The sequence below is a fragment of the Oceanimonas aquatica genome (assembly GCF_030732065.1).
GTDB lineage: Bacteria > Pseudomonadota > Gammaproteobacteria > Enterobacterales > Aeromonadaceae > Oceanimonas.
Genome location: NZ_JAVBHX010000009.1, coordinates 116,696 through 138,756, shown reverse-complemented (window position 1 = coordinate 138,756; position 22,061 = coordinate 116,696). Strand labels below are relative to the sequence as shown.

At 61.6% G+C, this 22,061-nt stretch carries 20 protein-coding genes; 14 read left to right on the top strand and 6 right to left on the bottom strand.

Annotated features, from left to right (window positions below; all coding sequences use genetic code 11):
• Window positions 1-176 precede the first annotated feature (176 nt).
• Window positions 177-503, top strand: a complete 327-nt coding sequence (gene metJ / locus Q9290_RS13665) for a met regulon transcriptional regulator MetJ (protein ID WP_094201140.1) — start codon at window positions 177-179, stop codon at window positions 501-503.
• A gap of 36 nt (window positions 504-539) precedes the next feature.
• Here metJ and cysQ read toward each other — a convergent pair whose 3' ends face one another.
• Together cysQ and nudE are read right to left on the bottom strand one after the other, a co-directional pair.
• Window positions 540-1,349: a 3'(2'),5'-bisphosphate nucleotidase CysQ gene (gene cysQ / locus Q9290_RS13660; RefSeq protein ID WP_306080210.1), complete on the bottom strand. Its 810-nt coding sequence runs from the start codon at window positions 1,347-1,349 to the stop codon at window positions 540-542.
• 2 nt (window positions 1,350-1,351) lie between these two features.
• On the bottom strand, window positions 1,352-1,909 hold the full coding sequence (nudE, locus tag Q9290_RS13655; protein ID WP_306080209.1) for an ADP compounds hydrolase NudE: 558 nt from the start codon (window positions 1,907-1,909) through the stop codon (window positions 1,352-1,354).
• 157 nt (window positions 1,910-2,066) lie between these two features.
• Between nudE and hslR the strand changes: the two genes are divergently transcribed.
• From hslR to pckA, 3 genes are all read left to right on the top strand, one after another.
• Window positions 2,067-2,459, top strand: coding sequence for a ribosome-associated heat shock protein Hsp15 (gene hslR, locus Q9290_RS13650; RefSeq protein WP_306080208.1), 393 nt, complete (start codon window positions 2,067-2,069; stop codon window positions 2,457-2,459).
• Between the two features lie 19 nt (window positions 2,460-2,478).
• A complete protein-coding gene (hslO, locus tag Q9290_RS13645) occupies window positions 2,479-3,342 on the top strand; it encodes an Hsp33 family molecular chaperone HslO (protein WP_306080207.1) in 864 nt (287 codons plus the stop codon).
• Between the two features lie 304 nt (window positions 3,343-3,646).
• Window positions 3,647-5,260, top strand: a complete 1,614-nt coding sequence (gene pckA / locus Q9290_RS13640) for a phosphoenolpyruvate carboxykinase (ATP) (RefSeq protein ID WP_306080206.1) — start codon at window positions 3,647-3,649, stop codon at window positions 5,258-5,260.
• A gap of 62 nt (window positions 5,261-5,322) precedes the next feature.
• On the opposite strand, the gene Q9290_RS13635 is transcribed toward pckA, so the two are convergent.
• Entirely contained in the window at window positions 5,323-7,824 is a 2,502-nt protein-coding gene (locus Q9290_RS13635) for a putative bifunctional diguanylate cyclase/phosphodiesterase (RefSeq protein WP_306080205.1), read from the bottom strand.
• 117 nt (window positions 7,825-7,941) lie between these two features.
• Window positions 7,942-8,829 (bottom strand): LysR family transcriptional regulator, encoded by an 888-nt coding sequence (locus Q9290_RS13630; RefSeq protein ID WP_306080204.1) that lies wholly within the window; start codon window positions 8,827-8,829, stop codon window positions 7,942-7,944.
• Between the two features lie 140 nt (window positions 8,830-8,969).
• Here Q9290_RS13630 and fdhD point away from each other — a divergent pair, with 140 nt between their 5' ends.
• The 4 genes from fdhD to Q9290_RS13610 all read left to right on the top strand — a co-directional run bounded on the left by fdhD (window position 8,970) and on the right by Q9290_RS13610 (window position 13,201).
• Window positions 8,970-9,785: a formate dehydrogenase accessory sulfurtransferase FdhD gene (gene fdhD, locus Q9290_RS13625; RefSeq protein WP_306080203.1), complete on the top strand. Its 816-nt coding sequence runs from the start codon at window positions 8,970-8,972 to the stop codon at window positions 9,783-9,785.
• On the top strand, window positions 9,760-12,051 hold the full coding sequence (locus Q9290_RS13620) for an FdhF/YdeP family oxidoreductase (RefSeq protein WP_306080202.1): 2,292 nt from the start codon (window positions 9,760-9,762) through the stop codon (window positions 12,049-12,051). The genes fdhD and Q9290_RS13620 overlap by 26 nt, the downstream gene beginning before the upstream one ends.
• A gap of 315 nt (window positions 12,052-12,366) precedes the next feature.
• Complete coding sequence (locus Q9290_RS13615; protein WP_306080251.1) at window positions 12,367-12,843, top strand: Lrp/AsnC family transcriptional regulator; 477 nt, start codon at window positions 12,367-12,369, stop codon at window positions 12,841-12,843.
• Between the two features lie 112 nt (window positions 12,844-12,955).
• Entirely contained in the window at window positions 12,956-13,201 is a 246-nt protein-coding gene (locus tag Q9290_RS13610; RefSeq protein WP_306080201.1) for a Rho-binding antiterminator, read from the top strand.
• 4 nt (window positions 13,202-13,205) lie between these two features.
• Here Q9290_RS13610 and Q9290_RS13605 read toward each other — a convergent pair whose 3' ends face one another.
• Window positions 13,206-14,003: a hypothetical protein gene (locus tag Q9290_RS13605; protein WP_306080200.1), complete on the bottom strand. Its 798-nt coding sequence runs from the start codon at window positions 14,001-14,003 to the stop codon at window positions 13,206-13,208.
• A gap of 364 nt (window positions 14,004-14,367) precedes the next feature.
• Between Q9290_RS13605 and Q9290_RS13600 the strand changes: the two genes are divergently transcribed.
• Entirely contained in the window at window positions 14,368-14,724 is a 357-nt protein-coding gene (locus tag Q9290_RS13600; RefSeq protein ID WP_306080199.1) for a hypothetical protein, read from the top strand.
• A 97-nt stretch (window positions 14,725-14,821) separates the two neighbouring features.
• Here Q9290_RS13600 and Q9290_RS13595 read toward each other — a convergent pair whose 3' ends face one another.
• The gene (locus Q9290_RS13595) at window positions 14,822-15,448 is read right to left on the bottom strand and encodes a DUF1826 domain-containing protein (RefSeq protein WP_306080198.1); all 627 of its coding nucleotides are present in this window, start codon (window positions 15,446-15,448) and stop codon (window positions 14,822-14,824) included.
• Between the two features lie 97 nt (window positions 15,449-15,545).
• On the opposite strand from Q9290_RS13595, the gene zigA reads away from it, so the two are divergent.
• The 5 genes from zigA (at window position 15,546) to Q9290_RS13570 (ending at window position 22,039) form a co-directional block, all read left to right on the top strand.
• Window positions 15,546-16,745, top strand: a complete 1,200-nt coding sequence (gene zigA, locus Q9290_RS13590) for a zinc metallochaperone GTPase ZigA (protein WP_306080197.1) — start codon at window positions 15,546-15,548, stop codon at window positions 16,743-16,745.
• Between the two features lie 164 nt (window positions 16,746-16,909).
• Window positions 16,910-17,917, top strand: a complete 1,008-nt coding sequence (locus tag Q9290_RS13585; protein WP_306080196.1) for a catalase family peroxidase — start codon at window positions 16,910-16,912, stop codon at window positions 17,915-17,917.
• 112 nt (window positions 17,918-18,029) lie between these two features.
• Complete coding sequence (gene greB / locus Q9290_RS13580; protein ID WP_306080195.1) at window positions 18,030-18,512, top strand: transcription elongation factor GreB; 483 nt, start codon at window positions 18,030-18,032, stop codon at window positions 18,510-18,512.
• A gap of 3 nt (window positions 18,513-18,515) precedes the next feature.
• A complete protein-coding gene (locus Q9290_RS13575) occupies window positions 18,516-20,840 on the top strand; it encodes a Tex family protein (RefSeq protein ID WP_306080194.1) in 2,325 nt (774 codons plus the stop codon).
• 119 nt (window positions 20,841-20,959) lie between these two features.
• Window positions 20,960-22,039, top strand: coding sequence for an ADP-ribosylglycohydrolase family protein (locus tag Q9290_RS13570; RefSeq protein ID WP_306080193.1), 1,080 nt, complete (start codon window positions 20,960-20,962; stop codon window positions 22,037-22,039).
• Window positions 22,040-22,061 lie beyond the last annotated feature (22 nt).

The following is a 22,061-nucleotide window of genomic DNA, read 5'->3' as shown; positions in this document are numbered from 1 at the left end:
TCCTTCTCCTTTGCGCACGGCAGCCTGAAACGGGGAATTTTCGAGTAGCGCACAGTAACCCAGCGGGCAAAAGCCGTCAAGCCATCTGGCCGTCCGCAAGGCTTTGCTGTTGGATTGCCAACACAAAATGCAGGGGTTACAATTCGCCGGAACCAATTTCCGAACGCAGGTGGACGATGAAAACTGAATGGAACGGCGACTATATCAGCCCTTACGCCGAGCACGGCAAGAAAAGCGAGCAGGTCAAAAAGATCACCGTTTCCATCCCGCTCAAGGTGTTGAAGGTGCTCACCGATGAGCGCACCCGCCGCCAGGTGAACAACCTGCGTCACGCCACCAACAGCGAGCTGCTGTGCGAGGCCTTTCTGCATGCCTACACCGGCCAGCCCCTGCCCCAGGACGACGATCTGCGCAAGGACGTCCCCGACCAGATCCCGGCCCACGCCCGGGAGATCATGACCGCGCTGGGTATTGAAATAGAAGATTTCGGTCAGGACGACTGAACGTGACAAGGGCGGCCATGGCCGCCCTTGTGGTATTCAGGCTTCCACCTGCAATATCTCCTGCCAGGGCAGGTTTTCATCCCCGAGGGTAATGAAGTTGGGGTTGATCAGGCTGTCGCGCTCGTTGTAGCTGAGCCGTGCCAGTCCCAGATCCAGAATGCGGCCGCCCGCTTCTTCCACAATGCACTGGGTGGCGCCGGTGTCCCACTCGCCGGTGGGACCGATGCGCATGTACATGTCTGCCTCCCCTTCAGCCACCAGACAAGACTTGAGCGAGCTCGAGCCCAGCGGCAGCAGCCGGTAGTCCAGATCGTCGGTCAGCCGGGAGCGCACCCAGTCCACGTTCTGGCGCCGGCTGATGGCAATGCACAGGCTGGTGACCGGCTCATGGTAATGGCGGGCATGAATGCGCCGGGTCTCGCCATTCGCTTCCTTGTAGGCCCCCTGGCCGCGCACCGCATAGTACATAAGATCATGCACCGGCCCGTACACCACCCCCAGCACCGGCTTGCCGTGCTCAATCAGGGCAATCATGGTGGAGAAGTCACCGCTGCCGGCAATAAATTCCTGAGTGCCGTCGAGGGGGTCCACCAGCCAGTAGCGGGGCCAGGTGCAGCGTTCGGCCAGGGGAATGTCGCCGCCCTCTTCCGACAACACCGGAATATCGGCCAGGGCGCGCAGCGCGCGGTCGAGATATTCGTGAGCCGCCAGATCGGCGCTGGTCACCGGGCTGTCGTCGTCTTTGCTTTCGGCCTGATACTGACCGCTGTTGTACATCGACAGGATCAACTGGCCGGATTCTCGGGCTGCCGCCTTCACCCCCGGCAGCAGGGCACTGGTATCCATGGTTATTCCTCTTTATTAAGCCAGTCCTGCAACAAAAACAGACCACAGATGCTGCGGGCTTCGGAAAAATCGGGGCGAGCCATCAGTTCGCCAAGCCGGCTCAGCGGCCAGGGCACCACTTCCAGCGGCTCGGGTTCGTCTCCTTCCCGCTGTTCCGGATACAAGTTCCGTGCCAGTAAAATATCCATGCGGCTGCCAAAATAGCCGGGGGCCAGGCTCACCTGCTTGAGCGGGGTCAGTTCCCGGGCGCCATAGCCTACCTCTTCCATCAGCTCCCGGTTGCCCGCTTCCAGGGCGGTTTCCCCCGGGTCAATCAACCCCTTGGGAAAACCGAGTTCATAGCTGTGGGTGCCGGCAGAATATTCCCGAATCAGCAGAATGGTGTCGTCGTCGAGCATGGGCACCAGCATGACGGCGCCCCGGCTGCCGCCACGCATTCTTTCATAGATTCGTTCAACACCGTTACTGAAACGCAGGTGTACCGACTCCACCCGGAACAGACGGCTTTCCGCCACCAGTTCGGTGTGCAGTATTTTCGGTTTTTGTTTGTTCCCGGTCATGGCCATCCCGTTTTTTAAATCGCCTTACATGAGGTTATCGCAACTGACGGCCAACGTCTGCCGCATAATGGTCACAAAACGTGATTTGCCTACGGCTTCTATGACGACGCGGGCCATCTGGTATAATTGGAGCCCGGTTTTGACGAGAGCGAGTACCATGAACGGAAAAACGGATTCCGTGCGGCTGGACAAATGGCTGTGGGCCGCCCGTTTCTACAAGACCCGCAGCCTGGCCCGGGACATGATTGACGGCGGCAAGGTGCACTACAACGGTCAGCGCACCAAGCCCGGCAAGCCGGTGGAAACCGGTGCCCTGGTGCGTCTGTGGCAGGGCCACGACGAACGGGAAGTGGTGGTGCTGGCCCTGTCCGACAAGCGCGGCAAGGCCGAGATGGCGCAACAGCTCTACCGGGAAACACCGGACAGCATTGAACGACGGGAACGCAACGCCCAGGCGCGCAAACTCAACAGCCAGTTTGCCCCCAGCCCCGAGCGCCGGCCCGACAAGAAAGAAAGACGTACCCTGCTCAGAATCAAGCAGGGCAACTGAGCCGAGACAGGACCCCATGATGAACAAACCCGATCAACTTCACCGTTATCTGTTCGACCACTACCCGGTGCGCGGCGAGCTGGTGCAGCTGCAGCACAGCTTTCAGCAGATCCTGGCAAGCCAGGCCTACCCGGTGCCGGTACAGCGGCTGCTGGGTGAACTGCTCACCGCCACCAGCCTGCTCACCGCCACCCTCAAGTTTGAAGGCCACATCACGGTGCAGCTGCAGGGCGACGGCCCGGTCAGCCTGGCGGTGATCAACGGCGATCACAACCAGCAGCTGCGCGGCGTGGCCCGCTGGCAGGGTGATGTGCCCGACAGCACCCGGCTGGCCGATCTGGTGGGCAAGGGCTATATCGCCATTACCATCACTCCCGACGACGGCGAGCGTTACCAGGGTGTGGTGGAACTGAACGAAGCGTCCCTGGCCGCCAGCCTGGAAAACTACTTTGCCCAGTCGGAGCAGTTGGCCACCCGCATCTGGCTGTTTACCGGCCTGCAGGGCGACCACCAGGCCGCCGCGGGCATGCTGCTGCAGGCCCTGCCCAGCGAAGAAGAAAGCCGGCAGGACGACTTTGAGCATCTGGAAGCCCTGACCGCCACCGTGAAGGCCGAGGAACTGCTGCAGCTAGACGCTCAGGAAGTGCTGTACCGGCTTTACAATCAGGAAGCGGTGCGGGTGTTCGATCCGCAGCCGGTCAGTTTCAAGTGCACCTGCTCCCAGGAGAAGTGCGAGCAGGCGCTGCTGCAGGTAGGCCAGCAGGAAGCCATGGAAATCATTCAGGAGCAGGGCAAAATCGAAATGCACTGCGACTACTGCGGCCATCACTATCGCTTTGACGGCAGCGACGTGCAGAACCTGTTCAGCCAGACCCTGCACTGATCCCAGCGGTTACGCTCAGCATCGGGGCCGGCATAGCCGGCCCCGATTTATTTTTTAACGTTTCCCTTACGCCCACCGCCCAACTTGCCCTGTTTGTTCATTGATAAGCAAAACAAAGGCACAGCAAATTAACATTATAGCAGCATAAAAAACGTCATTTTCACGAACATCCTCTTAATTCGTGTCGCAAAATTATAAATTTTGAAGCAGATCCCCTAATTGATATTTAAATCTTGATATCCTCACATTTCAAAAAATTCAAATAACCAAGCAAACCCCTCTGTACCAAATCCAGGAGTGAACAATGACGCCCAAGGCGCAACAACTAGGCTTGTCCCGCTACGGTATTACCGACGTCACCGAAGTGCTTTACAACCCTTCCTACGAGCAGCTGTTTGAAGAAGAAACCCGTGCCGATCTGGAAGGTTACGAGAAAGGCGTGGTAACCAGCCTGGGCGCCGTGGCCGTAGATACCGGCATCTTTACCGGCCGTTCCCCCAAAGATAAATACATCGTCCGTGACGACGTGACCCGCGACACCGTGTGGTGGGCCGACCAGGGCAAGAACGACAACAAGCCCATGAGCCAGGACACCTGGGATCAGCTCAAGGGTCTGGTTACCGAGCAGCTGTCCGGCAAGCGCCTGTTTGTGGTCGACACCTTCTGCGGTGCCAACGCCGACACCCGCCTGGCCGTGCGCTTTATTACCGAGGTGGCCTGGCAGGCGCACTTTGTGAAAAACATGTTCATTCGCCCTTCAGAAGCCGAGCTGGAAAACTTCGAGCCCGACTTTGTGGTAATGAACGGCGCCAAGTGCACCAACCCCAACTGGCAGGAACAGGGTCTGAACAGCGAAAACTTCGTGGCCTTCAACCTCACCGAACGGGTGCAGCTGATCGGCGGCACCTGGTACGGCGGTGAAATGAAGAAAGGCATGTTCTCCATGATGAACTATCTGCTGCCGCTGAAGGGCATTGCCTCCATGCACTGCTCCGCCAACGTGGGCAAGGACGGCGACGTGGCCGTGTTCTTCGGCCTGTCCGGCACCGGCAAGACCACCCTGTCCACCGATCCGGATCGCGCCCTGATCGGCGACGATGAGCACGGCTGGGACGACGACGGCGTGTTCAACTTTGAAGGCGGCTGCTATGCCAAGACCATCAAGCTGAGCAAGGAAAACGAGCCGGAAATTCACGCTGCCATTCGCCGTGACGCCCTGCTGGAAAACGTCACCGTACTGGAAGACGGCACCGTCGACTTTGATGATGGCTCCAAGACCGAGAACACCCGCGTCTCCTACCCCATCCACCACATCGACAACATCGTCAAGCCGGTGTCCAAGGCCGGTCACGCCAAAAAGGTGATCTTCCTGACCGCCGACGCGTTCGGCGTGCTGCCGCCGGTGGCCAAGCTGACCCGCGAACAGGCCCAGTACCACTTCCTGTCGGGCTTTACCGCCAAACTGGCCGGTACCGAGCGTGGCATCACCGAGCCGACCCCGACCTTCTCCAGCTGCTTTGGTGCCGCCTTCCTGAGCCTGCACCCCACCCAGTACGCCGACGTACTGGCCAAGCGCATGGACGCCGTGGGCGCCGAAGCCTACCTGGTAAACACCGGCTGGAACGGTACCGGCAAGCGTATTTCCATCAAGGCCACCCGCGCCATCATCAACGCCATTCTCGACGGCTCCATCGAGAACAGCGAGTTTGTGACCCTGCCCTGGTTTAACGTGGCCATTCCCACCGGCCTGCAGGGCGTGGAAGACGAGTCCATTCTGGATCCGCGCAACACCTACGCCGATGCCGACCACTGGCACACCAAGGCCCAGGATCTGGCTCAGCGCTTCGTGAACAACTTCGAGAAGTTCACCGACACCGATGAGGGCAAGGCCCTGGTAGCCGCCGGCCCGCAGCTGTAAGCTCAGCTCAATACGGCAAATAAAAAACCCCGGCTTCGGCCGGGTTTTTTCGTTTGGGCGCATTACTGCAATGGCAATTGCCGGTTCCATTCCAGCAGCCAGTCGGCAATGGCCTCCGCCGGCATCGGATGGGAAATGCCATAGCCCTGCACATAATGGCAGCCCAGCTGCTGCAGCCGCTCGCCCAGTTCCGGCACTTCCATGCCTTCCGCCACCACCACCATGCTCAGCGCCGTCGCCAGCTGCACCACCCCTTCCACCATGGTGGCATCGGTGGGGCTGGTCAGCAGATCGGTAATAAAGCGCCGGTCGATCTTGATGATGTCCACCGGCAGCCGGTTAAGGTGCACCAGTGAGGCATAACCGGCACCGAAATTATCGAGGGAAATGGTCAGCCCCAGCCGCTGGCAACGCTCCAGCACACCGGCCACCCGCTGCACGTCACCGCCCACCGCACTCTCCTGAAATTCCAGCTCCAGCCGCTCCGGCAACACTGCCGGGTACAGGCCCAGCAGGTATTTGAGGTTGCAGTAAAAATCCTCGTGCAGCAGCTGGCCGGCACTTACATTAAAGCTGGCATAATAATCCTGGCCGGTTTCCAGCCAGGCCGTCATTTGCTGCAGCAGCCGCCGAACCACCCACTGGCCCAGCTCAAACTCCATGTCGCTGTCGAGTACCGCCGGCAAAAACTCCGCCGGGGTCAGCATGCCCTTTTGCGGATGTTGCCAGCGCAACAGGGCTTCCACCCCCGTCATGCTGCGGCTGAACAGATCGATTTTGGGCTGGTAATGGAGCAAAAACTCGCCGTTGGCCAGCGCCCGGTGCAACTCTTCATAAAGCTGGTGACGCTCCTGATCCTGGGAATGCAGGCCGGGCTCAAAAAACACATGGCGGCGCTTGCCCTGTTTCTTGGCCTCGTACATGGCCTTGTCGGCATAGCGCAGCAGGGTCTGGCCATCGCTGGCATCCTGGGGGAACACCGCCACCCCTATGCTCGCCGACACCCGGGCCTGGTGGCCGTCCAGGTTCACCGGCGTATCAATGGCGGCCAGCACCCGATCGAGAATATCGGTGCATTCCAGCGGCTGGTGCAGGCCGGTGATCATCAGCGCGAACTCGTCCCCTCCCAGCCGGGCCACCACATCGCAGTTGCGGATCACCAGCGACATGCGCCGGCCCATTTCCACCAGCAAGCGATCACCGGCGGCATGGCCCAGGTTGTCGTTGACCTGCTTGAAGCCGTCCAGATCCAGGTAGCACACCGCCAGCATGTTGTTGCCACGCTGGGACGCCCCCATGCCCCGCTCCAGTAACTCACTGAACAGCTGCCGGTTGGGAATGCGGGTAAGGGAGTCATACAGGGCGCGCTGGCGCAGCTCGGCCTCGTGCCGCTTGATATGGCTGATGTCGGTCAGAATAATGGCATGGTGCTGCACCAGGCCGCGTTCGTCACGGATCACCGAGACCGATATCAGCAGGGCGCAGCGGCTGCCGTTCTGCCGCCGAATAGAACACTCTCCCTGCCATTGATCCGGGCTGTCGGGGTCGGCAGGCAAGGGCGGAACCTCACCGCCCTCGCGGTCCTGCTCAAACAGGGTGGCGGGGTGATCGATCATGTCTGCGGGGGAATAGCCGGTAATGCGGGTAAACGACGGATTAATGTGCACCACCCTGTTATCGGCATCGGTCAGCATGATGCCGTCGTAACTGGCTTCAAACACGCTGGCGGCCAGCCGTTGCTGGGTTTCCAGGGCGCGCTGTTCGGTAATGTCGTGCCCCACGCAGATCATGTCGCCGTTGGGCAGCATGATATTGGCCCACAGGGTGGTGAGCCGGTGCCCGTGTCGGTCTACCGGATGCCATTCGCGAAACTCCGAGCCTTTCAGCTCCCCAAAGGTGGCAATGACGCCACTGCGCTCTTGTGGATCCGGGTAAAACAGTTCAATGGGTGCCGGGTGATGTTTCAGCTCGTCAAAGTGCCAGCCAAATACCCGCTCGCACTCGTCATTCCACAGAATGCAGCGCCCCTGGGTATTAAAGCCATTGATCAGAATGGGCACGTGCATAAACAGCGTTTTCAGCCGGCTGAGCAGGCGCCCGGACGACTCATTCAGCTGCTGCTGGCGCGCATCCAGCTCGGTTTCACGCCACAGCAGGGCGCCGTGGCGGGCCAGGGTGTCGAGTCGCAGGCGAAGGTGTTCGGTCAGCGCCACGGGTGTGGCGGCAAATTCCAGCAGCATCAGCCCGCGCTGAGTGCCCCGGGTGACCGGCACCGCCATAAAGGCGGACTCGCTGTCGAGCTGAAACTCGGCCGCGGTCAGGGCACAGTAGAAGCCGCGCTGTCGCCACACCGCCAGGTAATGGAACTCGCGCCAGCCCCGCAGCCGGCGCCCCAGCACTCGGCTGACGCCCCGGGCTTCGTGGTGAAAAAAAACAAAGCATGCCCGCTCTGCGCCGGCCTCTGTTGCAGCCTGCTCACACAGCTGGTGCCACTCCCGGGCATGGCCGTCGAGTATGCCGGCCACCTTGCCTGCGCTATCGTCCTGATGTTTCTGCGCTCGCATTTTGTTGTTGATCCTGATGATTCGCCCTGAACGAGCGCCTGACTCCACTGCCCGCCTGACCGTGATGGCGGCGATTAAAACTCAAGCATAGAACAGGCAACTCCGGCACGCGCAGGATCAGGGGGCTCGCCACAACTCCCGGGCCACCTCGAAAAAGCCCCGGGCCAGCAGACTGGCCTGGCCATCGTGACGCATCACCAGGGCACCAAGCCGGGCCATGGCCGGCATGGCCACCGGTCGGCAGGTGACGCCCGGCAGCTCGTTGAACAGCACACTGCCCGCCGGGATCAGGGCGCAGCCCAGGCCGGCATGCACCCAGCGCATCAGGCGGTAAACGGAGTCGGACGTCAGCACCGGCTGCAACGCCAGCCCTTCCCGGGCGAACTGAGTATCGAGGTAATGGCGAAAGTACATGCCGGTTTTGGGCAGACATAGCGGCAGTCCGGCCAGCTCTGCCGGCCCCGGATGAGCCGGCAGGCGCTCACCCCAGCCCGGCCCGAACGCCACCACCACGCCCTGCTCGGGCAAGGCCAGACTGTCGAAACGGGCCAGCACCTCGGGCTCGAAAAAGCCGCCGCCAATGTCGAGGGCATTATGGTTGAGGCCGTCGAGAATGGCGTCGGCGGTCATGTCGTTAAGTTCAAAGCTCACGCCCTGATGGCGGCGGCGCAGCTCGGCCAGCACCGGGCTCAGATCCATGCAGCTGAGCGGCACCAGCCCCAGCCGCACCGTGCCGGTGAGCTGGCCTTTCATGGCGTCCACTTCCAGCCGCAGGTTGTCATACTGGCTGAGCAGGGTGCGGGCCCGGGCCAGCACCCGCTCGCCTTCCGGGGTAAAGCCCTCAAACTGCCGGCCCCGGCGTACCAGGGCCACGCCCAGCTCCTGCTCCAGCTGGCGCAACCGCATAGACAGGGTGGGCTGGGTCACGCAGCAGGCCTGTGCCGCCCGGCCAAAGTGGCGCTGCTCCGCCAGAGTGCACAAATAGTGCAGTTGCTTGATGTCCATCAGAATGTGCCTTTCATCACAGTTTGAAATCAATAAGCTGAGCTTTGATAAATTATATCTATCACAGTATCAAATCTTTCAATTAGAAAGCGCAAACCCGGCTCTTTACACTGGAATCAAACCGTCAGCCGGATACCGCCATGCTTGATCCCGACACTCTGCCCGATTACCAGTTCGTCACCACCCGCCGCGGTGATCGTCATGCCCTGGCCAGCGAAGTACCCCTGGCCGTGGTGCTGGACGGTGTCAGCCACGCGGTAATGATGGTGAGCCCCAACCAGCTGGAAGAATTTGTCACCGGCTTTTTGCTGAGTGAAGGCATTATTCGCCACCACCGGGAAATGCACGATCTCGAGTTTGTGCGGGTGGACGATGCCCTGGAAGCCCGGGTCAGCCTGGCCAACAGCACCCACTACCGCTGGCGGGAGCACAGGCGCAGCCTGGCGGGCCGCACCGGCTGCGGCCTGTGCGGCATTGAGTCGCTGGCGCAGGCCCTGCCGGAGCTGCCCGCCCTGCCCGGCCGCACTCTGCCGCCGCTGACCGCCGTCGAGGCGTTGCGCCGTCAGCTAAATTACTGGCAGCCGCTGGGGCAGGAATGCGGTGCCCTGCATGCCGCCTTTTATGCCGACGAGCAGGGCCGCATTCATCATTCCTGTGAAGACGTGGGCCGGCACAACGCCCTCGACAAACTGCTGGGCTGGCATCACCGCCACGGCCCCGAGGCGCCAGGACTGGTGCTGATCACCAGCCGCTGCAGCGTGGAGCTGGTACAAAAAATGGCCCGTGCCGGCCAGTCCACCCTGATCACCCTGGCCGCCCCCACCACCCTGGCAGTGCGCCAGGCGCAGGCCCTCGGCCTGAATCTGCTGCACCTGCCGCGCCGGCAGGGGCCGCGCGTCTACTCCGCTTCCACTTCCACCCCTGAGTGTCATGAACAAGAAAATCAAAATCTATAAGGCCGCCGCAGGCGGCTGGGGTGCCCTGGCCTCCACCACCCGCTTTGTGCTGGGCAGCAAAAAGCCCGCCGCCAACCTGCGCAATCTGCTGCGCGCCAACCAGGTAAAGGGGTTTGACTGCCCCGGCTGCGCCTGGGGCGACGAGCAGGGCAAGCATTTTTCCTTTTGCGAGAACGGCGCCAAGGCCATCAGCTGGGAAGCCACCAGCCGCCGGGTGACCCCGGCCTTTTTCAGGCAACACGCCGTCAGCCGGCTGCGGCAGCAGAGCGACTACTTTCTGGAATATCAGGGCCGCATTGAGCAGCCCATGTACCTGAACCGGAACACCGATCACTACGAGCCCATTTCCTGGGACGACGCCTTTGCCCTGATCGGCCGTCACCTGAACCGGCTGGAACACCCGGATCAGCTGGAGCTGTATACCTCGGGCCGGGCCAGCAACGAGGCCGCCTATCTTTATCAGCTGTTTGGCCGAAGCGTTGGCACCAACAACTTTCCCGACTGCTCCAACCTGTGCCATGAGGCCAGCGGCGTGGCCCTCACTCAGGCCATTGGCGTAGGCAAGGGTACCGTGACCCTGCGGGACTTTGAGCGGGCCGATGCCATCTTTGCCTTTGGCCAGAACCCGGGCACCAACCATCCGCGCATGCTGCACAGCCTGCGCAACGCCGCCCGCGGCGGTGCCGCCATCGTGACCTTTAACAACCTGAAGGAACGCGGACTGGAGCGCTTTGCCGATCCGCAAAGCCCGCTGGAAATGCTGACGCCCAAAGACTCGTCCATTTCCAGCCTGTACCTGTGCCCACGCCTGGGCGGCGACATGGCGGCGGTGCGGGGCATGGCCAAGCTGGTGCTGGAATGGGATGCCGAGGCCCTGAAGCGGGGCGAGCCCGGCCTGCTGGACAGAGACTTTATTGCCGACCACACCCAGGGCCTGGACGACTACATGACGGCCGTGGCGGCCACCCCCTGGCAGCAAATAGAGCAACAATCGGGCCTGAGCCGCGCCGAGATTCGCCAGGCGGCGGAGGTGTATGCCAGAGCCGAACGGGTGATCTGCACCTGGGCCATGGGGATAACCCAGCACAAACACTCGGTGGCCACCATCAGGGAAATTGTGAACCTGCAGCTGCTGCGAGGCCAGATTGGCAAGCCCGGCGCCGGCCTGTGCCCGGTGCGCGGCCACAGCAACGTGCAGGGCAACCGCACAGTGGGCATAAACGAACAGCCGAATGCCGCCTTTCTCGACCGGCTTGAAAGCCACTTTAACTCGCCCATGCCGCGCCGGCCCGGCCACAACGCCGTGGCCGCCATTCAGGCCATGCTGGACGGTCGCTCAAAGGTGTTTATCGCGCTTGGGGGCAATATTGCCGCCGCCGCCCCCGACACCCTGGTGACCGCCGAAGCCCTGGCCAATTGCGATCTCACCGTGCAGATCAGCACCAAGCTCAACCGCAGCCACCTGATGACCGGGCGCGAGGCGCTGATTTTGCCCTGCCTGGGCCGCACCGAAGCCGATGTGCAGGCAGAAGGGCCGCAGTTTATTACCGTGGAAGACTCCTTCAGCATGGTGCATGCCTCCCAGGGCGTGGGCAAACCCAACAGCCCGCACCAGCGCTCGGAAACCGCCATTATCGCCGGCATGGCTCAGGCCACCCTCGGCAGCCAGCCGGTCAACTGGCTGGCGCTGGCCAACAATTACGACCGCATTCGCGATCACATGGCCGCCACCCTGCCCGGCTTTGCGCAGTTCAATGAGCGACTGCAACAGCCGGGCGGCTTTTACCTGGGCAATAGTGCCGCCGACTACCACTGGCAAACCGCCACCGGCAAGGCCTGCTTTGCCGCCGAGGCCCTGCCCAAGGCGTTACTGCCTGTGAAACAAAACGGCGAGGCGGTGTCCACCCTGCAGACCCTGCGCTCTCACGATCAGTACAACACCACCATCTACGGCATGGACGACCGCTACCGGGGCGTATACGGCCAGCGCATGGTGCTGTTTATGCACCCGGATGAAATTCGCCGGCGCGGGCTGAGCGAAGGCGACCAGGTGGAAATGGTCTCACTCTGGCACGATGGCGTGGAACGCAAGGTAAGCGGCTTCAGCGTCGTGCCCTACGACATTCCCGCCGGCAACGTGGCTGCCTATTACCCGGAAACCAACCCGCTGGTGCCCCTGCACAGCGTGGGCGACGACAGCCACACCCCCACCTCCAAGTCGGTGGCGGTGCTGATCCGCCGGCAGGCAAGCCATCGTATTCTCTGAACCCCGAAAACACCAAAGCCAGCCCCGAGTGGCTGGCTTTTTGTGCCCTTGACGAACTTGTGGTTCGTGTCGTTCGCGCTGTTGCCCTTCTGTTTAAAGTGCCGCGCTTGTGGTACGCCCCGAAAGGATATTCCGGCTTGCGGCAGGGTCCGGTGATGCCGGTCTGCTGTTCCCGTTAAGGTGTAATCATAGTAACCCCAAGCCGTGAGTGAGTGGTTGCGAAGTCACCCTTTAAAATCATCCTTTTCGCAATCATTCACCCCATATACACTATTAATTGAATAATTGTTGTTATGGAGTATCAATGTGAGCAACCTGGTACAACTGGATCGCACCGACAGACGCATTCTCGACCTGATGCAGCGCCACGGCCGCATCAGCAACCTGGAGCTGGCCGAGCGGGTGGGCCTGTCCCCTTCGCCCTGCTCGCGGCGGGTAAAAGCGCTGGAAGATGCCGGCCTGATTGCCGACCACGTCACCCTGCTCGACGCCGCCAAACTGGGGCTGACCCTGCAGGCCTATATTCATATTTCTCTCGACCGGCACACGCCGGAACGCTTTGAAGCCTTTGATGCCGCCGTACTGAGCTTTCCCGAGGTGTTGGAATGTGACCTCATCACCGGCACCGAGGCGGACTATCAGCTCAAGGTGATCGTGCGCGACATGGAGCACTACCAGCAGTTTCTGTTGGGCAAGCTGACCCGACTGGGCGGGGTCACCGGGGTGCGCTCGAGCTTTGTACTCAGGCGCATCAAGCACGACACCGCCCTGCCGCTGGATCACCTGGCTTAAAAGCAGGGACTGGGGACTGGGGACTGGGGACTGGGGACTGGGGACTGGGGAGCGTAGGTTGGAATGAGGAACGAATTCCAACAGCAGACGACTCGAAACAGGAGAACCATAAATGATGAGTTGCGAACAGCACGACTATATCGAGATCGCCTGCCTGTACCGTTATGCCGTCACCCTGACCCTGGTCTCGGGCGAACAGGTCAGCGGCATGGCCCTCAACACCACCCGTAATACAGACAAGGAAGAGTGCCTGACGCTACTTATCGGCAACGAAGTGCGGTTGCTGCCCCTGGCGAGCCTGGCCCGCATGACGGCGGTGCAGCCCAATCCGCACTTCGTTCAGGTCGACTTCAACTGAGCGGTTACACCAGATTGCGGGCGCTGCCCTGATTGCAGAAACGGCTGCTGTCGTAATACAGCAGGCCATGATGACGGGCCAGGGGCGCCAGCCGGCGGGCGATTTGCCGGCCCATGCGCTGGCCGTTGCGGCTGGTATAATCGGCATCGAACTGCATGGCCGGTGGTGCCGGCAGCTGTTCGGGCAACGCCTCGGCCAGGGGCGGCGACAGCACCCGGCACACCAGCTCGCTCACCACCCGGTTGACCACCGAGCCGACGCCATAACCCTGCCATTCCGGCAGCAGATACAGGCTGTTCAGGGTCATTTCCAGCGCCGGGGCCGGGCGCGCTTCGGGGATCTCGACGGCAAAGCTCAGCACCCAGTTACCCACCATGCGGGGTGTTTCGGCATTATGGTCCAGCAGTGCCACATTGCAGCGATAGTCCATGCCGAAGTCGTGAATGCGCGGGGCCGCGTCGGCCCACTGTTTTTTGGGCTGGGTTTCGCCCCAGAACAGCGGCCGGGGGGCGTAAATATCCTCGTGTTCATTCAGGGCGCGATGGCGAAAGTGCTCAAACAGCGGCTGATGTTCGGGATGGTGCCAGTCCATGAGATCGAGAGAGAGCCGGTCGAGCCATTCGGGCAGCAACCAGGGGTATTCGGAAAATTCGTCACGCAGCCGGGTGTAGTCCAGCAGGTGATTAAGGGTCCAGTGGCCGCGCTTGAGGTGACTGGCCTCGCGGACAAAGGTATGTTTGAGGTGTTTAAACAGGGGATAAGTCTCGGCGGCCACCCGCCGGCGTTGGCGTTGGGCAGTCATTATGTAAACCACCCTTTCTCGCTGTATTCACCGGTGGCCACGCACAACAGCGGCCGCGCCGCCAGGCTGATACCGCCCGGCTCCTTACAATGAGAACACTGCATAGGCTTTGTCTCCATTTTCGACACAAAGCGAGCCATTGTAAGGCGGTGAATAGGGATGTAAAGACATAAGCCGGGAGCAAAAACTTCTCACTAACTATTCCAATACTACCGAGCAAGAAAGAAATATGACCTCGCACTGAATTCCATCTTTATGATTTACATAAAACTGTTACCCTTCGGGGCTAGCGACAATATCCGACTGACCTGTCGCTGAAATGAGCATTCAAAATCGACAACAATTACATAGCAGGTGGCGACTAATGAAAAAAGCAATAATTGTAGCTGCGCTCTCCGCACTTACTCTTTCGGCATGTTCCATGCGCGTTGCAGACATGACTGTAGGCAGCACCAAGAACTACAACATCAACGCTGCAAAATTTGTCAAAGGGAAGCGGGTTAAAGGTGAAGATACCTATCCGGTAATTCTCTTTCCGCTTGGCATTCCTAATGTTAAGACCGCAATGGACAAAGCTATTGAAACTGACAAGTGTGCAGTTGGTCTGAGCGATGTAGTTGTCACTCAGCTGAACCACGCATTTATTGTTGGCTCAATTGGTTTCAGAGTCGAGGGTGATCAAATCATTGACACCACTCAGCCCGGCTGCAATAGAGGCTAAGCAAAACCAACCTCTTGACCTGGCTGCACGGTCAGAATTCAGAATAAATTAATGGCGGAAGTACAGGATTCATAACCTGCTTCCGCCATTATTATTTTCACTCCCCAAAATCCAGCGATAAAAACAAACGGCGGTAGCCGGTGGGTACCGGCGGTGAGCGATGCCACAGGCCCCGGCCTTCCTCGCCTTGCCAGCCGTCACCCTTCATCAGCGCCACGTCGCCCACCGCCAGTTGCTGCCATTGCTCCGGCTCCTTGCCCCCTTCTGCCAGCAGTTGGTCCCGCTGCGGCGTGGTTAGCCAGTGGGTGCCCGGTCCGGAATAGGTGCTCACCAGCCGGCAGGGCAACCGGTCCACATGAAAACGCGGGCACATGGCGGTTTGCAGGCTGGCCAGACGCAACCCCACCCGCTTGAGATCGAACAGGCAGGCGAACATCTCCGCCAGTTGCTGCACGTCGTCGGCCAGGGCCTGGCGGCCCGGCCGATCCGGCAGCTGACCGGCCAGTATCTCCGCCACCGTCTCGGGCGGCGCCAGCTCGCGCACGCTGACCCGATTGCCCGCTTGCAACAGCCGCTGCACATAATCGCCCACCCCGGCCGGCAGAGGCCGCTGCCACACCGCCAAGTTGCAGTCGGGCTGGTAGATATGGGTGAAAACGGCGGGCCCACTGCCCTGCTTACTGGCGGGGGTGAAGTGAGACATGGGGGCTTCGGTAATGCTCATGATCAGGGTTCCTTGCTGATACACGGAGTAAAGAGATTATGTTATGTTATAACAACAAGATAATCATAACCCATGGCAAGCAAGCGGAGCAAACACCATGTCCAGCCATTCTCCCCTCCCCGTTACCGTGTTGTCCGGCTTTCTCGGCGCCGGCAAGACCACGGTGCTGAACCACATTCTTAACAATCGTCAGAGCCTGCGGGTGGCGGTGATCGTCAATGACATGAGCGAGGTAAACATTGATGCCGCCACCGTGCAGCAGCAGGTGAGCCTGCACCGGGGCGAGGATCGGCTGGTGGAAATGAGCAACGGCTGCATCTGCTGCACCCTGCGCGAAGATCTGCTGCTGGAGGTGCGCCGGCTGGCCGGCGAGGGCCGTTTCGACTGCCTGGTAATCGAGTCCACCGGCATTTCCGAGCCCATGCCGGTGGCCGAAACCTTTACCTTTGAGGGCGAAGATGGTCAGCGCCTGAACGATACCGCCCGGCTCGACACCCTGGTCACCGTGGTGGATGCGGTTAACTTCCTGGCCGACTTTCAGGCCGCCGAGGCCCTGGCCGAGCGGGGTGAAAGCCTGGGAGAGGAGGACGAGCGCAGCGTGACCGACCTGCTGATCGAACAGGTGGAGTTCTGCGACCTGCTGCTGGTGAGCAAGACCGATATGGTCACCGACACACAGCTGGCGGAGCTGACCGCCATTCTCGCCCGGCTCAACCCGCACGCGGAAATTCTGCCCATTCGCCATGGTGAGGTGCCGCTGAACAAGGTACTGGCCACCGGCCGCTTTGACTTCGAGCGTGCCGCCAGTGCGCCCGGCTGGCTGCAGGAGCTGCGTGGCGAGCACAGTCCGGAAACCGAGGAATACGATATCGGCAGCTTCGTCTATCGCGCCCGCCGCCCCTTCCACCCCCAACGCTTCTTCGACTTTCTGCACCGGCCCCAGGACCAGGGCCGGCTGCTGCGCTCCAAGGGCTTCTTCTGGCTGGCCAGCCGCCCGGATGTTGCCGGTCAGTGGAACCAGGCCGGCGGCATCGCCTACCACGGCGGCGCCGGTCTGTTCTGGCAGGCGGTACCCGAGCAAGAATGGCCCGAGGATGAGGAAAGCCGCGAGCATATTCGGTCCTGCTGGGCCGAACCTTATGGTGATCGCCGCCAGGAGCTGGTGTTTATCGGCCAGGGTCTGGATCAGGCCGGGCTGGTGCGCGAGCTCGACGCCTGTCTGCTGACCGACGTGGAAATGGAGCAGGGCATTGACGCCTGGCAAGGGTTGCCCGACCCCTTTCCAGCCTGGGAGTAAGTGCCAGAACTGATGGGCTCATGGCTACGCAACAGAGCCCTGCGAAATGAGATCGTCGTCACCATACCGGCAAGAAAAACAAAATATTAACATTTTATGGAAATTTAATTTACACCCTGCATGTCACATCAGCCCTCGACCAACCATCAAAACAAGGAAGATGTATGAAGAAGTCCATAGTGTGCCTGGCGCTGGCAACCCTGGGAGCCGGTCAGGCCGCTGATGTGCACGCGCAGGCCACACCCGATCAAATCGTTTCGGCACTGGAAAACAAGTTCGGCGTTTACCCGGGCGAGCGCCGCAATCACACCAAGGGCATCTGCTTTAGCGGCGAGTTTAAGGCTACGCCGGAGGCCGCCGAGCTGAGCCGCAGCCCGCTGTTTCAGGGCGAGCCGGTTACCGTAGTGGGTCGTTTCTCTCAGGCAGGCGGCAACCTGCACATTGCCGACAACACCCCCAACGCGCACGGCATGGCGCTGCGCTTTACCCTGCCGGACGGCCAGCTGCACCAGATGGCCATGCTCGACATTCCCTTCTTTGACGTCGCCACTCCGGAAGGCTTTCTGCAAAAACAGCTGGCCACTACCCCGGACCCGGCCACCGGCAAACCGGATCCCGCCAAGGTTCAGGCCTTCAAGAACGCCTTTCCCGAAACCCGACGGCTCGGGCAGGCACTGGCGGGTCAGTCCCGCATTCCCGCCGGCTATCACCGGCTGACCTACAACAGCATTCATACCTTTATGCTGGAAAACACCGAAGGCCAGGCCACACCGGTGCGCTGGTCCTTTGTGCCCGCCGAAGATCAGCCTGCCTACCTGAGTGTGGAGCAGGCCGCATCCCTCGATGACAACTATCTGCTGCAGGCCCTGGAGACCGGACTGAAGGACAGTGACATTCGCTGGCACATGAACATCACCCTGGCCAACGACGGCGACCCGCTCACCGATCCCAGCCAGCCCTGGAATGGCACCCACAAGGTGATTGAAGCCGGCACCCTGCAACTGCAGGCGGTGCATACCGACGCCGATGCCGCCTGCCGCTCCATCAACTTTGATCCGCTGCGGCTGTCGGACGGGGTGAAAGCCTCGGACGACCCCGTGTTGCAGGCCCGCTCCCCGGCCTATGCCATTTCCTTTGGCAAGCGCAGCCAGGAAGCCAGCCAGAAGGAATAAACATCGCCCGAGACTCACGGCACACACCACCAGCCCCGGCTCTGCCCGGGGCTTTCTTCTTCCTCACCGCTGACGCACAATAACCGCCATTGTTGAGCCACGAGTCCGTTCAATGAAAACCAATCTGATCACCCGCGCCGGCTGGCACAAGCTGGACGACGAGCTCAAGCACCTGTGGAAGGTGGAGCGCCCCGCCGTGACCCAGTCGGTGTCGGAAGCCGCCGCCCTCGGCGACCGCAGTGAGAACGCCGAATACATTTACGGCAAAAAGCGGCTGCGGGAAATCGACCGCCGTGTGCGCTACCTGATGAAGCGGCTGGAAGCGGTGAAAATCATCGATCACGACCCGCGCCAGAACGGCCGAGTGTTCTTTGGCGCCTGGGTCGAGCTGGAAAACGAAGAGGGCGAGATCGTGCGCTATCGCATTGTCGGCCCCGACGAAATCGACACCAAAAACAATCACATCACCATCGACTCGCCCATGGCCCGGGCGCTGATCGGCAAGCAGGTGGACGACGAAGTTCAGGTCCGCACGCCCTCGGGCGTTAAGGAATGGTACGTCAACCACATTCGCTACACCCCGTTTGAAGACTGACTTATGACCAAGATCAACCATATTCTGGCGCAGGAACTGGGCGTGGCCCAGGCGCAGGTAAATGCCGCCGTGGGCCTGCTCGACGAAGGCGCCACGGTTCCCTTTATTGCCCGCTATCGCAAGGAAGTGACCGGCGGCCTGGACGACACTCAGCTGCGCAACCTCGACAGCCGGCTGGGCTATCTGCGCGAGCTGGAAGACAGACGCGCGGTGATCCTCAAATCCGTGGACGAGCAGGGCAAGCTGAGCCCGGAACTGAAAGCCGAGCTGCTGGCCGCCGACACCAAAACCCGGCTGGAAGATCTCTACCTGCCTTTTAAACCCAAGCGCCGCACCAAGGGCCAGATTGCCATTGAAGCCGGCCTGGCTCCCCTGGCCGACACCCTGTTTGACGACCCGAGCCAGGATCCGCAAACCCTGGCCGAGCAGTTCGTCAACGCCGAGGCCGGCGTGACCGATGCCAAGGCGGCCCTGGACGGCGCCAAATACATACTGATGGAGCGCCTGGCCGAGCAGGCGGATCTGCTGGAAGCGGTGCGTACTTACCTGCAACAGCACGGCCTGCTGCAGGCCCGGGTGATCGAAGGTCAGGAGCAGGCCGGCGCCAAGTTCAAGGACTACTTCGAGCACCAGGAAGCCATTGCCAAGGCCCCGTCGCACCGGGTGCTGGCCATGCTGCGTGGCCGCAACGAGGGCGTGCTGTCCTTGGGGCTGGTGGTCGACAGCGAAGCCGAACGTCACCCCTGCGAGACCATTATCGCCCGCCATGCCGGCTGGCAGGACCGAGGCCGCCCCGCCGACAAGTGGCTGGCCGGGGTATTCAGCTGGACCTGGCGGGTCAAGCTGTCGCTGCAGATGGAAACCGAGCTGCTGGGCCAGGCCCGGGAGCGGGCCGAGGAAGAGGCCATCAAGGTGTTTGCCCTTAACCTTCAGGATCTGCTGATGGCCGCCCCCGCCGGCGCCCGCGTCACCATGGGGCTGGATCCGGGCATTCGTACCGGGGTCAAGGTGGTGGTGGTGGACAATACCGGCAAGCTGCTGGAACACGCCACCGTGTATCCGTTTCAGCCCCACAACAAGGTGGAGCAGAGCCTACGCACCCTGGAAGCGCTGTGCCGCAAACACAGTGTCAGCCTGGTGAGCATCGGTAACGGCACCGCTTCGCGGGAAACCGAGCGGCTGGTGGAAACCCTGATGAAACAAAGCCCGGAGCTCAAGCTGCAGAAGGTGGTGGTGAGCGAGGCCGGCGCCTCCGTCTATTCTGCCTCCGAGCTGGCCGCCCATGAGTTTCCGGATCTCGATGTGTCATTGCGTGGCGCCGTCAGCATCGCCCGCCGGCTGCAGGACCCGCTGGCGGAGCTGGTGAAGATCGATCCCAAGAGCATAGGAGTGGGCCAGTATCAGCACGATGTGTCCCAGACCCAGCTGGCCCGTAATCTGGATGCGGTGGTGGAAGACTGCGTGAACGCCGTGGGCGTGGACGTGAACATGGCCTCGGCGCCGCTGCTGGCCCGGGTGTCGGGCCTGACCCCCACTCTGGCCCAGAACATTGTCGCCTGGCGCAACGAGCAGGGCGTGTTTGCCGATCGCAAGCAGCTGCTCAAGGTGCCGCGCCTTGGTCCCAAGGCCTTTGAGCAGTGCGCCGGCTTTTTGCGCATTCAGGGTGGCAAAAACCCGCTGGATGCCTCGGCGGTGCACCCGGAAGCCTACCCGGTGGTCAAGCGCATGCTGGAGCGACTGCAGCAACCGGTGAAGGAGGTGCTGGGCAATGCCGGCCTGCTCAAGACCCTGAACCCGAAAGACTACACCGACGAGCATTTCGGCCTACCCACGGTGCAGGACATTCTGAAGGAGCTGGACAAACCGGGCCGGGATCCCCGCCCCGAGTTCAAGACTGCCCGCTTTATGGACGGGGTGGAAAAGCCCGCCGATCTCATTCCCGACATGGTGCTGGAAGGGGTGGTGACCAATGTCACCAACTTCGGCGCCTTTGTGGATATCGGCGTGCATCAGGACGGCCTGGTGCATATCTCGGCGCTCACCGACCGCTTTGTGCAGGACCCGCGCGAAGTGGTGAAGGCCGGCGACATCGTCCGGGTCAAGGTGCTGGAGGTGGATCTGCCACGTAACCGCATTGCCCTGACCATGCGCCTGGATCAGAGTGCCGCCGAGCACGCCGAGGGCAAGAGCGCGCCGCGCCGCAATGAGCGCAGCCGCAACGACAGTAACAAGGGCCAGCGCCAGCAGCGTCCGGCCCGCCGAGAGCAGCCGGCACCGCAAGGCGCCATGGGTGCGGCTCTGGCAGCGGCATTGCAGAAGCAAAAGTAAGGCGCTTGCCGTCATGACAGCAACGCGGGCTCAGGCCCGCGTTTTTCATTGTTGCGGCGGGGCAACCCCGGCGGCGCTGGCTATAGTGAGAGCATTCATTCCGGCACAAGGACATTGCCATGACACCACTGCAGGACAGGGCCGCCGGCGCCCTGATGGGGGCCTTTATCGGTGAGGCACTGGGCGTGGGCCCGCACTGGTATTACGATCTCGGGGCCCTGCGCCGGGATCACGGCCACTGGATCAGTGACTATCGTGCTCCCCTGCCCGGCCGCTATCACCAGGGCCTGCAGGCCGGTGACGGCGCTCAGCCCGCTTTTATTCTCAAACTGCTGCTGCAGTCGCTGGTGGACGGCAACGGCTATGACCACACCGACTTCTGCCACCGGCTCGATACACAACTGCTGCCACTGATCGACGGCAGCCCCAGGGTCGGCCCAGGCGGCTACACCAGTCAGTCGATACGGGACGCCTGGCACAAACGGGTGGAGCAACAGCTGCCCTGGGACGACTGCGGCGGCCACGCCGACACCACCGAGGCCATTGAGCGAACCCTGGCACTGGCGGTGCGTTACGCCACCCAGCCCGCCCGGCTGGCGGAGACGATAGCGACCAATGCCGCCATCACCCAGACCGATGACAGCATGCTGGCGATGACGGTGGCCTATGGCGCCGTGCTCGGCCAGCTGGTGCAGGGCCACACCCTCGACGGCCAGATCTCAAACCGGTTGATGCAACTGGTTGAGGAGGGCGCTCTGCCCTTTCATGCGGTCACCACCCAAGGACTGAATCCGCCCGTTACCGGCGCCGAACCGTCCCGGGCCGGCAACTTTGCTTCTCCAGACGCCCTGCTCACTCCGTCCTGTATGGCCCAGGCCGCGCTTGATGCCGGCGTGCGCATTGAGCCGGCCTGGAAGGTGTCGCTGGTCTATGGCATGCCCTGCGCCAGCTATCATGTGCTGCCCGCTGTCTATTATCTGGCGGCGCGCTTTGCCGATGACTTTGAGTCGGCGGTGCTGCACGCCATTAACGGCGGCGGCCAGAATCAGGCCCGGGCCATGCTCACCGGCGCCCTGGCCGGAGCGCAGTGCGGGCTGTCGGGTATTCCCGATCGCTTTATTGCCGGCCTGATCGACGCTCCCGAGTTGCAGCCCCTGTGCCGGGCGCTGGCCCTGCAAATCACACCGTTGCCGGACTGATCGGTTTACCCCGCCCCCTGTG